Below are 11,125 nucleotides of genomic sequence, written 5' to 3'. Positions count from 1 at the left end.
GTTCGGTGCGGGTCGGGCTGCCCGGGTCGCCGGCCAACGCGGCGCCGGTGAAGGCGATCAGCAGGTGCGGGGAGAAGCGCAGGTCGTGCGGGGGCTCGCCGGGCAGGGCGGCACGGGTCCACATCGCGGCCATCTGCGCGTGGATCCACTCCTCGACCTTGGGCATGGCGGTGCGGTAGGGCCGGGCCAGTTCCATGGTGGTGGGGGCGAGCGAGGCCCAGGGCAGGGCGTGGCGGTGCGCGGCCAGCGCCCCGGCGATCGCGTGCTGGTCGACGGCGAGCGCGTCGGGGCGCAGTTCGGCGATCGCCTTCTCGATGCCGGGCAGGGTGGTCTTGGCGTGCGGGGCGATGTAGCCCTCCCAGCGCGTCTTGGCGGCGGCCATGCCCTGTTCGGCCTGGCCGCGGTGGGCGCGCAGCGGGATGGGGTGGATCGCGGCGTCGGGCCCGAGGATCGGGCGCAGGAACGACTCGGAGCCTGCCCACGCCACCTCGTGCCCGCGGGCGGTGAGCGCGCCGGCGACGGCGGCGATCGGGTAGGCGTGGCCGGTCAGCGGCAGGGTGACGAACAGGAACCGGCTCATACGGCGGCGGCCCGTTCGGCGACGGCCGCGGGACCGGCGGCTCCGGCGGTGCGCTCGAGGTGCCCGACGTGCGCGACGTACTCGGCGACCTGGGCGAGCGTCAGCTCGATGATGGCGTCGATGTCGAGGCCTGCGACGTACGCGGGCAGGTCGACGGGCTCGCCGTAACGGGCCGTCAGGGCGGCGCCGAAGGCGGCGAGTTCGAGGCTGTCGAGGAACAGCTCGCCGTCCAGGCGCGTGGCCGGGCCGAGGGCCGCGCGCCACGCGGTGTCCTGGCCGAGCGCGGCGCACAGCAGGTCGGCGATCTCCTCGAGCAGCGCCACGGCGCTCACGCGGCGTCCGGGTGGGCGCGGCCGCCCGGCTTGGTGGCGCGCAGCGCGTCGTAGGTGACGACGCCGGTGTCGAAGCCGCGCTTCATCAGCGGGCCCGCGTGGAAGTATCCGAGCACGTCCACGCCGCGTTCCCGGGCCAGCTCCATCATCATGGTCTTGCTGCGCTCGAAGTGCGGCAGCGCCGCGTATTGCGGGTCCCAGGTGCGGGCGACGGCGGCGCTCCAGTCGGCGGCGGCCACGCCCTCGAACCCCGCGTCGCGGCACAGCCGCTCGTGCTCCCGGCGCGAGGAGAGGCTCGGCATCACCTGGTGGCGCAGGATCATCCGCACCAGGTCCTGTTCGGCCGCGTTCAGCTCGCCGTCGCGCACCGACCAGGTGGCCACGGCGAGGCGGCCGCCGGGGCGCAGCAGCCGCAGCGCCTCGGTGAAGAACGCGGCGCGGTCCTCGATGTGCATCAGGCTCTCCATCGCCCAGACCACGTCGAAGGACGCGTCAGGGAAGCCGGTGGCGAGCCCGTCGCGGCGGTGGAACCTGGCCCGCTCGGCCAGGCCCGCGGCCTCGGCCTTCGCGGTGGCGCGGGCGGCCTGCGCCTCGCTGAGGGTCACTCCCTCGACGGTGGCGCCGAGCGTGCCGGCCAGGTAGAGCGCGGGGCCGCCGATGCCGCAGCCGACGTCGAGCACGTGCGCGCCGGCCGGGATCCCGGCGTAGCCGACGAGTTCGCGCACCAGCCGGTCGGTGGCGCCGATCCGGTCGGCCGGGTCGGTGCCCGACCGCTCGTGCGGATCCCAGTAGCCGTGGTGGACGTGCTCGCCCCAGAGGTCTTCGTAGAGATCGACGGTGGTGTCGTAGTAACGCGCCACCGCCGCGGTCATCCCGCCGTCGGCGGACGTGAATACGGCGTTCATTTCGGGTGCGGCGTTCATCTCAGGACACTGCGCCTTTTCCAGGAAAGAGGATTTCGGGGGGCCGAGAACGCAATCTTTGATGGTCGGTCACGCTAGCTTCGGCGCGCTTTTTCGTCAACCGCATGTAAGTTACATCGCCCCCGAACCCGCTTTACCGTGTCTTTATAAGCAGGAGGCGGGCGCTGGATCACCTGGCGCGTACGTGCGCTTGACAGGCCGGGTCGGCAGCACCGAAGGTGCGCGTGGTGGATTTACAACTCTCAGCGATTGCCATATCTGCGCGCTGACTTACGGACGTGTCGTGGAAAGGGCCCGGCGTTCGATGAGCATTGATCTGTGTGGAGATTCGTCCTGGGTTGACGAGTTTCTGTTGGACGGGCCGGACACCGAGGAGTGCCTTTTCCTCGACGGGCCGGTGCGCCGCGGCGAGCTGCGCCGGCTGGTGGCCCGGCGCCAGGAGCTGCTGGCCGGGGCGGGTCTGGCCCCGGGCGGCACGGCGGCGTTCTGCCTGGCGCCCTCGCTCGCGTTCGTGGCCGGCCTGCTGGCCGCCTGGCGCGCCGGGGCCCAGGCGATCCTGCTCGACCACCGCCTCACCGCGTTCGAGACCGAGCGGGCGCTCGAGCAGCTCGCGCCGCAGGTCGTCGTCTCTCCCGCCGCGCCCTACGGCGGGCATCTGCGCGGGTTCCACACCGTGCAGGAACGGGTGGCGGCGCGGGCGGGGGGCCGGCCGGCCGGGAACGCGTGCGTGCTGGTGCAGCTGAGCTCCGGATCCACCGGGCCCTCGAAGGTGATCGGGCGCACCGCCGAGGACCTGGTGGGCGAGCTCGACCGGTACACGCGGATGGACGGGGTGCCGCGCCGGGGCGAGCGGATCGTGTCGCTGGCCTCGATGGTGCACGTGCTCGGGCTCGTCGGCGGCCTGATGTACGGGCTGCACACCGGGGCGCAGGTCGCGATCCCGGCCCGGATGACCGCGGACGGCATCCTCGCCGCCGTGGCCGCGGGCGGCGCGCCGACGACGCTGCTGGGCGTGCCCTTCCACCTCGAGCTGCTCGCCGCCGTCGCCGCTCCCCCGCCGCTGCCGCAGCTGACCGGGATGACCACCGGCGGGGAGCTGGTGCGGGCGCAGGTGCACGACGCGTTCGTGGACCGGTACGGGATCCGGCTGGGCAACATGTACGGGATGACCGAGGTCGGCGTCATCGCGACCGACCTGTTCGGCAAGCACCGCCCCGCGCTCGAGCCCGCGCCCGGACTCGTCATCCGGGAGGAGGGCGGCGAGCTGCACATCGCCGCGGCCCGCTCGCCCTACCTCGGCGCCACCGACCCGTCCCGCTGGTCCGACGGGTGGCTGCACACCCGCGACGCCGGCACCGTCGAGCCCGGCAGCGGACTGCTGCGGGTGCGCGGCCGGCGCGACTCCCAGGTCTCGGTCGGGGCGCTGAAGGTGGACCTGACCGAAGTCGAACACACGCTCGCCGCGCTGCCCGAGGTGGCCGCGGCCGTGGTCGTGCACGGCACCGTCATCGAGGCCTACCTCGTGCTGCGCGAGCCGGGGACACTCGCGCGGGTCGAGGCGGGCCTGGCCGAACAACTCGCCGGCTACAAACGCCCGCGCGTCCTGCACGTGGTCGACCGGCTGCCGCGCACCGCCACCGGCAAGCTCGTGCGCGACCCGAACGTCCTGCTCGCGGTACCCGATCTGGAAGGGAACTCCACACGATGATCGATGCTGAGATTCGCCGGTTCGCCCTCGCGTCTCTGCGCGAGATGAACTTCGACGTCGAAGGGCTCGATGACGACTCGCTGCTCGGGCCGGCCGGAGCCGACCTGGACTCGGTCGCCCTGGCCGAGCTCGGGATCCGGGTCGAGGACCGGTTCGGCGTCACCTTCGCCGACGACGAGGCGGAGCAGCTGGCCGCGATGACCATCGGCGAGTTCTGCCAGGCCGTGGCCGGGCTGCTCGCGGCCGCGCCCACCGCGGGCAGCTAGCCGTGGCCGACTCTCCCCACCGGCCCGCCCCGGCCCGCGCCGAGGTGCTCGAACTGCTGGCCGGCTACGGCGAACGCTCGCCCGAACAGGTCCCCGAGGACATCGACTCGATGGAGCTGGCCTGGCTGCTGCACCAGCTCGACCAGCGTTACGGCCGCGCGCTCGACTCCGACGACGCGCTGCTGGCCCGGATGGGCACCGTCACCGGCGTCGTCGAAGTACTCGCCGAGCTGGGCGCTGTGCGCCTGGAGGGCGAACCCGCCCATGACTGAGCCCGTCGAACTCTCCGCCCCGGCCGGGCCGAGCGGACCGCCGGGCGTGGCACGCGGAAGCGAACAGGTCGAGCTCACCGGCATGGCCGTGACCAGCGCCTTCGGCCGGGGCCTCGAGCCGCTGCTGGCGGGCGCGCTGGAGGGGCGGGCGGCGTTCGGGCCGGTGCGCCGGTTCGACGTGGCCGGGCGGCGCGCGCAGGTCGCCGCCGCGCTGCCCGGGGCCCCGGCCCTGTCCGGCGAGCTGGCCCGGGTCATCGACGAGGCCTGCGACGGTGCCGGGCTGGGCGCCGCGGCGCGGGCGGCGTGTCCGCTGTTCCTGGCCGTGCACGGCGATCCCGACCTCGGCCGGGCCGCGCCGGACGAGCGGGCCGAGCACACCGGCGACGCCTTCGCCGCCCGCCTCGCGCGCCGCACCGGACTGTCCGACGCGGTACGGGTCTACACCTCGGCGTGTGTTGCGGCCAGCAGCGCGGTGGCGGACGCTGGCGCGATGATCGCGCACGGGCGCGCGGCCCGGGTCGTGGTGGCCGCCGGCTACCTGGTCGAGCCGGACCAGTTCGCGCTCTTCGACGCCGGGCGGGCGCTCGCGCTCGACGGGCGGGTGCGTCCGTTCAGCGCCGGTCGCAGCGGCCTGCTGCTCGGCGACGGAGTGGCCGCGGTGGTCCTGGAATCGGCCTCGGCCGCGCGCCGCCGGAGGGTCCCGGCACTGGCGCGGCTGGCCGGCTGGGGCCGGGCCGGGGACGGGTACCATGTGTGCCGGCCGCGGCCCGACGGGTCGGGTCTCGCGCGGGCGATCTCCGCCGCGCTGTGCCGTGGAGGGATCGGCGCAGCGGCTGTCGGCTACGTCAACGCGCACGGTTCCGGCACCCGCCACAGCGACACCGCCGAGGCCGCGGCCCTGTACGGCGCGCTGGGCGAGCACGCCGCCGAGGTCCCGGTCAGCTCCACCAAATCCGTGCACGGGCAGGCCCTCGAGGCCGGCGGGCTGCTCGAGCTCGTGGTCTCGGTCGGCGCGCTGCGGGCCGGGCGGCTGCCGGTCAACGCCGGGCACCTGGGCCCGGACGAGGCCTGCCGGCTGAATCTGATCCTGCATCGGGCCGGGCGGCCGGCCGGGGCGTACGCGCTGAGCCTGAACGTCGCGTTCGGCGGAGCGAACACCGCGCTGCTGGTGGGCACGCCGTGAGGGGCCGGGCCGCGATCCCGGTGGACCCCCCGCGCGAACTGACCGCGCTCGCGGCGCGGGCCCGCGCCGCGCACCTGGCCGTACTGGCCTCAGCGTGCTGGCCGGAGTCGACGGCGGATCAGATCCCGCCGCCACTGCCCGGATTCGTCTCCTCCTCCTTCTCCCCGATCGTCGCCGAGGTGGCCAAGCGCGCCCTGCGCCGGGTCCCACAGCGCGGGCCCGAGGTGGTCACCGCCGTGGTCGTGGTCAGTGCGCTGGGCGACGTGGCCAGCGCGGCGCAGGTGGCCGAGGCGGTGGACACCGGCGGGCGGGTCTGGCCCCTGATGTTCTTCCAGTCGGTGCCGAACGCGGTGGCCGGGCACGTGGCCGCGCGCCGGGCGCTGACCGGGCCGATCGTCTCGGTCTGCGCGCCCGAGGCCGGGATCGAGGTGGCCGCGCTGCTGCTCGAGGACGGCGACGCGGACGAGGTGCTGGTGGCCGAGGTCGACCTGGAGCCGGCCGACGGCGCGGGCGCACGCGGCGCCGCGGTGCTGCTCGGCCTGCGCGCGCGGTCCGGTCTCGGCGGGGCCGCGTGAACGCGCGGGCGCCCGGCGAGCGCGGCCCGGCCCGCCGGTGCGCGCGCGAGCCGGTGGCGGTGACCGGGATGGGCCTGGTCACCCCGGTCGGCACCAGCGCGGCCGCGGTGCTCGCGGCGATGTGCGAGGGCCGCTCGGGACTGGCCGCGCCGGCCGCGGGCCACGCGCTGGACGGGTGCCTTGAGGTCGCCGGGTTCAGCCCGCCGATCGACCCGGAGAGCGTGCTGCCCGGACCGCAGGCGCGCACGGTGGACCGCTCCATCGTGATGGCGCTGCGGGCCGCCGAGGACGCGCTGGCCGACGCGGGCATCGAGGTCGGGCGGGACGTGGACCCGTACCGCATCGCCGTCATCGTCTCGAACGTCGGCGGTTCCGCGACGCTGGAGCAGCAGGTGCTCAGCCGGGCCGCGCGCGGACGGCTCGGGGTGAGCCCTTACCTGCTCGCCGGCGTACTGCCCAACATGGGCGCGGCCCACATCGCGATCCGGCACGGCATCCGCGGCTACAGCTCCTCCATCGGCACCGCGTGCGCCGCGGGCGCGCAGTCGATCGGCGAGGCGGCCCGGCTGCTGCGCGCGGACGAGGCCGACGTGGTGGTGTGCGGGTGCAGCGAGGCGCCGCTGCACCCGACGTTCGCCGACGCGTTCGGCAACGCCCGCGCCCTGGCCCGCGGCTGGGCGAAGGACCCGGGCGGCGCGAGCCGGCCGTTCGACCGGCGCCGCAACGGACTCGTGCTCGGCGAGGGCGCGGGCGTGCTCGTGCTCGAACGCCTCGCGCACGCCGACGCCCGCGGCGCCGGCGGGTACGCGGCCGTGCTCGGCTGGGGCGCGACCAACGACGCCCACCACATCATGACCCCGCGCGCCGACGGCGAGGGCGCCGCCACGTGCCTGCGCCGGGCACTCGCGGACGCCGACCTCGCCCCCGGCGACATCGGCTACCTCAACGCCCACGGCACCGGCACCCGGCTCGGCGACCTGGCCGAGGCCGCCGCGGTGCGCACCGTCTTCGGCGAGCACGGCCCGCCGGTGAGCGCGACCAAGGCGGTCACCGGGCACCTGCTCGGCGCCTCCGGCGCGGTCGAGGCCGCCGTGACCGCCGCGGCGCTCGGGCGCGGACTGCTCCCGCCCACGCACAACCTCCAGGACCCGGACCCGGGCTGCGCGCTCGACCACGTGCGCGGCGCGCCGCGCGCCACCCGGGCCGAGGCGGCCGTGTCCACCTCGTTCGGGTTCGGCGGCCACAACGTCAGCCTCGTGCTCGGCGCCCCGGCCACCCGCAGGGTCCGCCGGGCCTGAGCGCCACGACCAGCAGAAAGAAGGAACGGCCATGACCATCCTCGGCGTCGACCACGTCGAGTTCTCCGTCGCCGACGCGCGGCAGACGGCGTCCTCGCTGTGCCGAGTCCTGGGATTCCGGGTGCTCGGCCAGGGCGGACCGGAGTCGGGACTCGACGGCGCGCTCAGCGTCCTGATCGGCCAGGGCGAGGCCAGGATCCGGCTGACCTCCGGGCTCAACGCGGCGCACCCGGCCAGCGGCTACGTCGCCCGGCACGGCGACGGGGTCTCGGCGGTGGCCTTCCGCACCGACGACGCCGCGGCCGCCTACGCCGACGCGGTGGCCGCCGGCGCGAGCCCGCTGGCGCCCCCGAGCGTGTCCGAGGACGAACACGGCACGGTCACCTGCGCGAGCGTCTCCGGGTTCGGCGACGTCGCGCACCACCTGATCGAGCGTCAGGGCGCGGGCAACGGCCTGCCCGGGATCACGGCCGCGCCGGACGCCGAGCCGGACGACACCGGCGGGGAGCTGCTCATCCACGGCATCGACCACGCCGCCGCGTGCGTGCCCGGCGGCTCCCTCGAGGCCACCGCGCTCTACTACGAGAAGGCCTTCGGGTTCCGGCTCATCTTCGAGGAGTACATCGAGGTGGGCGCGCAGGCGATGTTCTCCAAGGTGGTCCAGAGCCCCTCGGGCACCGCCACCTTCACCTTCCTCGAGCCGGACCTGAGCCACCGGGCCGGGCAGATCGACGACTTCCTGGCCTGGCACGAGGGCCCGGGCGTACAGCACCTGGCGCTCACCACCACCGACATCGCCGCCACCGTGACCGAGCTGTCCGCGCGCGGGACGCAGTTCGCGCAGACCCCGCCGAGCTACTACGCGATGCTCGGCGAACGCATCGGCGCGAGCGACGTGCCGGTGGAGCGCCTCGCGCCGCTGGGCATCCTGGTCGACCGCGACCACTGGGGCCGGATGTACCAGATCTTCGCCACCTCCACCCACATCCGCCGCACCTTCTTCTGGGAGCTGATCGAGCGGCACGGCTCGCGCACCTTCGGCACCAGCAACATCCCCGCACTCTACGCGGCGAAGGAACGGGAACTCGCCGCCTTCCGCGAGACGACGGAGGCCGGATAAGCGATGAGCACCAGGACCTTCACCCTCACCGACGACGAACGCGCCCTGCTGCCCGGCGCCACGGACGTCGAACACTACGCCGAACACGGCTGGTACCTGACCGGCAAGCTCTTCACCGACGACGAGATCGCCCAGCTGCTCGAGGCGAGCGAACGCTACTACGCGGGCGAACGCGACCGGCGCCTGCCGCTGCGCCCGCCGCGCCTGGCGTACTGGGAGCCGTCCGACGGCCCGGTCCAGCGGCACAACGACTACGTGCACTACGAATCCGACGCCATCGGCCGGATCCTGCGCAAACCCCTGATCGGCGCGGTGGCCGCGCGGCTGGCCGAGGTCGAGCGGATCCGGCTGTTCCAGTCCACTCTCATCTACAAGCCCCCGATCGCCGGGGAGCCGAGCAACGTCGTGCCCTGGCACTTCGACAAGCACTACTGGGCCACCTGCACCTCCGAGCGGATGCTCACCGCGTTCATCCCGTTCCACGACTGCGACGAGCGGATGGGCACCATCACGATGATCGACGGCAGCCACCGGTGGAAGGAGATCGGCCTCGAGGACTCCACCACCCGCCACTTCGCCGAACGCGACAGGGCCGGCCTGGACCGGATGCTGGCCGAGAACGCCGCGTACAACGGCGCCGAGGTTCGCCGCGTCCCGATCGAGATCCCGTTGGGACACCTGAGCTTCCACCACTGCCGCACCTATCACGGCTCCGGGCCCAACCGCGCCGACCGCCCGCGCCGCGCCGTCTCGCTGCACCTGCAGGACGGGGCCAACCACTACCGCCGGTTCGCGCTGAGCGACGGCACCGCGGTGGCCTACAACCACGACGCGCTGGTACGCCGCACGGCCGCCGGCGACCCGGACTACGCCGACCCCGAATTCTGCCCGCAGCTGTGGGCCGGCGACGAACGCGACCTCGATGCCTGACCCGGCCGCCCTCTACCACACCGTCCGGCTCATCCGCCGGTTCGAACAGCGCGCCATCGAACTCGTCCACTCCGGCGAGATCGTCGGCGGCATCCACCCCTACCTCGGGCAGGAGGCGATCGCCGCCGGGGTGTGCGCCGCGCTGCGCCCGCAGGACCAGATCACCAGCACCCACCGAGGCCACGGCCACGTCCTGGCCAAGGGCGCCGACCCGGCCCGCACCATGGCGGAGCTGGCCGGGCGGGCCACCGGCCTGAACCGTGGACGCGGCGGATCCATGCACGCGGCCGACTTCGCCGTCGGGATCCTCGGCGCCAACGCCATCGTGGGCGCCGCCGCACCGATCGCGACCGGCGCCGCCTGGGCGGCTGCGCGCACCGGCGCGGACCGGGTGGTCGCGACCTTCTTCGGCGACGGCGCGGTCAACCAGGGCGTGCTGCTCGAGACGCTGAACCTGGCCGCGCTCTGGCGGCTGCCGGTGCTGTTCGTGTGCGAGAACAACGGATACGCCACCTCCACCCGCACCGAGGCGGCCGTGGCCGGCACCATCGCCGGACGCGCCACGGCCTTCGGCATCCCGGCCGCGACCGTGGACGGCATGGACCCCGAAGCCGTACTCGCCGCCGCCACCACCGCGGTCGCCGCGGCCCGGGAGGGACTCGGCCCGAGCCTGATCGAGTGCGTCACCTACCGCTTCGACGCGCACCACACCTGGGAACACGCCGCCCGCCCGCGCTACCGCGGCGAGGACGAACTCGCCCGCGGCCGCTCCCGCGACCCGGTCGCGATCCAGGGCGCGCGCGTCCCGGCCGCCCGCCGCGAGGCGATCGACGCGCAGATCGAGCAGGTGCTCGACGACGCCGTCCGCTTCGCGCTCGAGAGCCCCCACCCCGACCCGGCCGGCGCGGCGCGCTACCTCTACGCCGACGGCTCGCACACCCGAGCCGGAGCACTGTGATGGCCAACCTCTCCTACCTCAAGGCCCTGAACCGGGCGATCGCCGACGAGATGGCCCGCGACCCGGCCGTGTGCGTACTCGGCGAGGACGTCGGGGTCGCGGTGACGAACGTGACCGCCGGGCTGCTCAAGCGCTTCGGCCCGGACCGGGTGCTCGACACCCCGATCTCCGAACAGGCCTTCACCGGCTTCGCCACCGGCGCGGCCCTGGCCGGGATGCGGCCGCTGATCGAGTTCCAGATCCCGGCGCTGCTCTACCTGGCGTTCGAACAGATCGCCGACCAGGCCCACAAGTTCTCCCTGATGACCGGCGGACAGGCGAAGGTGCCGGTGACCTACCTGGTGCCAAGCTCCGGCTCGCGCCCCGGCTGGGCCGGGCAGCACTCGGACCATCCCTACAGCCTCTTCGCGCACGTCGGGGTCAAGACCGTCGTCCCGGCCACCCCCGAGGACGCCTACGGACTGCTGGTCAGCGCTCTGCGCGAGGACGACCCGGTGGTCGTGTTCGCACCTGCCGGAGCCGTGGGCGTGCGCGCGGACGTCGACCTCGCCGCGCTCGGCCCGATCCCGCTCGGCCTCGGCCGGATCCACCGCACCGGCACGGACGTGACCGTCGTCGCGATCGGCCAGCACGTGCACGACGCGCTCGCGGTGGCCGAGGAACTGGCCGAGGAGATCTCGGTCGAGGTCTTCGACCCGCGCACCCTGCACCCGTTCGACTGGACCGGGCTCGGCGCGAGCCTGGACCGCACCGGCCGCCTGGTCGTGATCGACGACTCCAACCGGTCCTGCGGCATCGGCGCCGAGATCCTCGCCACCGCCGCCGAACAGCTGCGCCTGACCGCCCCACCGCGCCGCGTCACCCGTCCGGACGGCACCGTCCTGCCCTTCGCCCGCGCCCTGGACCTGGCGCTGCAACCCAACCGCGAGCAGTTGCGCACCGCGATCCGCGCCGCGGCCAAATCGACCTGGGAGGCGTGA

At 74.5% G+C, this 11,125-nt stretch carries 12 protein-coding genes and 1 pseudogene; 10 read left to right on the top strand and 3 right to left on the bottom strand.

Annotated features, from left to right (window positions below):
- The 3 genes and pseudogenes from KDL01_RS19930 to KDL01_RS19920 form a co-directional block, all read right to left on the bottom strand.
- A pseudogene (locus KDL01_RS19930) lies at positions 1 to 580 on the bottom strand (glycosyltransferase); the annotation flags it as partial.
- Positions 577 to 912, bottom strand: a complete 336-nt coding sequence (locus tag KDL01_RS19925) for a hypothetical protein (protein ID WP_212530046.1) — start codon at positions 910 to 912, stop codon at positions 577 to 579. The pseudogene KDL01_RS19930 and the gene KDL01_RS19925, both read right to left, overlap by 4 nt.
- The gene (locus KDL01_RS19920; RefSeq protein ID WP_212530045.1) at positions 909 to 1,835 is read right to left on the bottom strand and encodes a methyltransferase domain-containing protein; all 927 of its coding nucleotides are present in this window, start codon (positions 1,833 to 1,835) and stop codon (positions 909 to 911) included. Before KDL01_RS19920 ends, KDL01_RS19925 begins: the two co-directional genes overlap by 4 nt.
- 304 nt (positions 1,836 to 2,139) lie before the next feature.
- On the opposite strand from KDL01_RS19920, the gene KDL01_RS19915 reads away from it, so the two are divergent.
- From KDL01_RS19915 to KDL01_RS19870, 10 genes are all read left to right on the top strand, one after another.
- Entirely contained in the window at positions 2,140 to 3,543 is a 1,404-nt protein-coding gene (locus KDL01_RS19915) for a class I adenylate-forming enzyme family protein (RefSeq protein ID WP_212530044.1), read from the top strand.
- The gene (locus KDL01_RS19910) at positions 3,540 to 3,809 is read left to right on the top strand and encodes a phosphopantetheine-binding protein (protein ID WP_212530043.1); all 270 of its coding nucleotides are present in this window, start codon (positions 3,540 to 3,542) and stop codon (positions 3,807 to 3,809) included. The genes KDL01_RS19915 and KDL01_RS19910 overlap by 4 nt, the downstream gene beginning before the upstream one ends.
- A 2-nt stretch (positions 3,810 to 3,811) precedes the next feature.
- The gene (locus KDL01_RS19905; RefSeq protein ID WP_246576697.1) at positions 3,812 to 4,081 is read left to right on the top strand and encodes a hypothetical protein; all 270 of its coding nucleotides are present in this window, start codon (positions 3,812 to 3,814) and stop codon (positions 4,079 to 4,081) included.
- A gap of 82 nt (positions 4,082 to 4,163) precedes the next feature.
- On the top strand, positions 4,164 to 5,264 hold the full coding sequence (locus KDL01_RS19900) for a beta-ketoacyl synthase N-terminal-like domain-containing protein (protein ID WP_368861611.1): 1,101 nt from the start codon (positions 4,164 to 4,166) through the stop codon (positions 5,262 to 5,264).
- 74 nt (positions 5,265 to 5,338) lie between these two features.
- Positions 5,339 to 5,839: a beta-ketoacyl synthase chain length factor gene (locus tag KDL01_RS45335; RefSeq protein WP_368861610.1), complete on the top strand. Its 501-nt coding sequence runs from the start codon at positions 5,339 to 5,341 to the stop codon at positions 5,837 to 5,839.
- 53 nt (positions 5,840 to 5,892) lie between these two features.
- On the top strand, positions 5,893 to 7,137 hold the full coding sequence (locus tag KDL01_RS19890; RefSeq protein ID WP_368861609.1) for a beta-ketoacyl-[acyl-carrier-protein] synthase family protein: 1,245 nt from the start codon (positions 5,893 to 5,895) through the stop codon (positions 7,135 to 7,137).
- A 31-nt stretch (positions 7,138 to 7,168) separates the two neighbouring features.
- Positions 7,169 to 8,257 carry a 4-hydroxyphenylpyruvate dioxygenase gene (gene hppD / locus KDL01_RS19885; protein WP_212530040.1) on the top strand — a complete coding sequence of 363 codons (1,089 nt, stop codon included), beginning with the start codon at positions 7,169 to 7,171 and terminating at the stop codon, positions 8,255 to 8,257.
- A gap of 3 nt (positions 8,258 to 8,260) precedes the next feature.
- The gene (locus KDL01_RS19880) at positions 8,261 to 9,187 is read left to right on the top strand and encodes a phytanoyl-CoA dioxygenase family protein (RefSeq protein ID WP_212530039.1); all 927 of its coding nucleotides are present in this window, start codon (positions 8,261 to 8,263) and stop codon (positions 9,185 to 9,187) included.
- Entirely contained in the window at positions 9,180 to 10,145 is a 966-nt protein-coding gene (locus KDL01_RS19875) for a thiamine pyrophosphate-dependent dehydrogenase E1 component subunit alpha (RefSeq protein ID WP_212530038.1), read from the top strand. Before KDL01_RS19880 ends, KDL01_RS19875 begins: the two co-directional genes overlap by 8 nt.
- On the top strand, positions 10,145 to 11,125 hold the full coding sequence (locus KDL01_RS19870; RefSeq protein ID WP_212530037.1) for an alpha-ketoacid dehydrogenase subunit beta: 981 nt from the start codon (positions 10,145 to 10,147) through the stop codon (positions 11,123 to 11,125). The genes KDL01_RS19875 and KDL01_RS19870 overlap by 1 nt, the downstream gene beginning before the upstream one ends.

The sequence above is a fragment of the Actinospica durhamensis genome, from assembly GCF_018139695.1.
Taxonomy (GTDB): Bacteria; Actinomycetota; Actinomycetes; order Streptomycetales; family Catenulisporaceae; genus Actinospica; species Actinospica durhamensis.
Note: the sequence above shows the minus strand (reverse complement) of the source record. Positions and strands in the feature narration are given on the sequence as shown.

What these genes read in the sequence shown, in the direction of transcription:
- KDL01_RS19920 (WP_212530045.1), bottom strand. Translation starts at nt 1,835, where the DNA reads ATGAACGCCGCACCCGAAATGAACGCCGTATTCACGTCCGCCGACGGC.
- KDL01_RS19910 (WP_212530043.1), top strand. Translation starts at nt 3,540, where the DNA reads ATGATCGATGCTGAGATTCGCCGGTTCGCCCTCGCGTCTCTGCGCGAG.
- KDL01_RS19915 (WP_212530044.1), top strand. Translation starts at nt 2,140, where the DNA reads ATGAGCATTGATCTGTGTGGAGATTCGTCCTGGGTTGACGAGTTTCTG.
- KDL01_RS19880 (WP_212530039.1), top strand. Translation starts at nt 8,261, where the DNA reads ATGAGCACCAGGACCTTCACCCTCACCGACGACGAACGCGCCCTGCTG.
- KDL01_RS19875 (WP_212530038.1), top strand. Translation starts at nt 9,180, where the DNA reads ATGCCTGACCCGGCCGCCCTCTACCACACCGTCCGGCTCATCCGCCGG.
- KDL01_RS19900 (WP_368861611.1), top strand. Translation starts at nt 4,164, where the DNA reads ATGGCCGTGACCAGCGCCTTCGGCCGGGGCCTCGAGCCGCTGCTGGCG.
- hppD (WP_212530040.1), top strand. Translation starts at nt 7,169, where the DNA reads ATGACCATCCTCGGCGTCGACCACGTCGAGTTCTCCGTCGCCGACGCG.
- KDL01_RS19870 (WP_212530037.1), top strand. Translation starts at nt 10,145, where the DNA reads ATGGCCAACCTCTCCTACCTCAAGGCCCTGAACCGGGCGATCGCCGAC.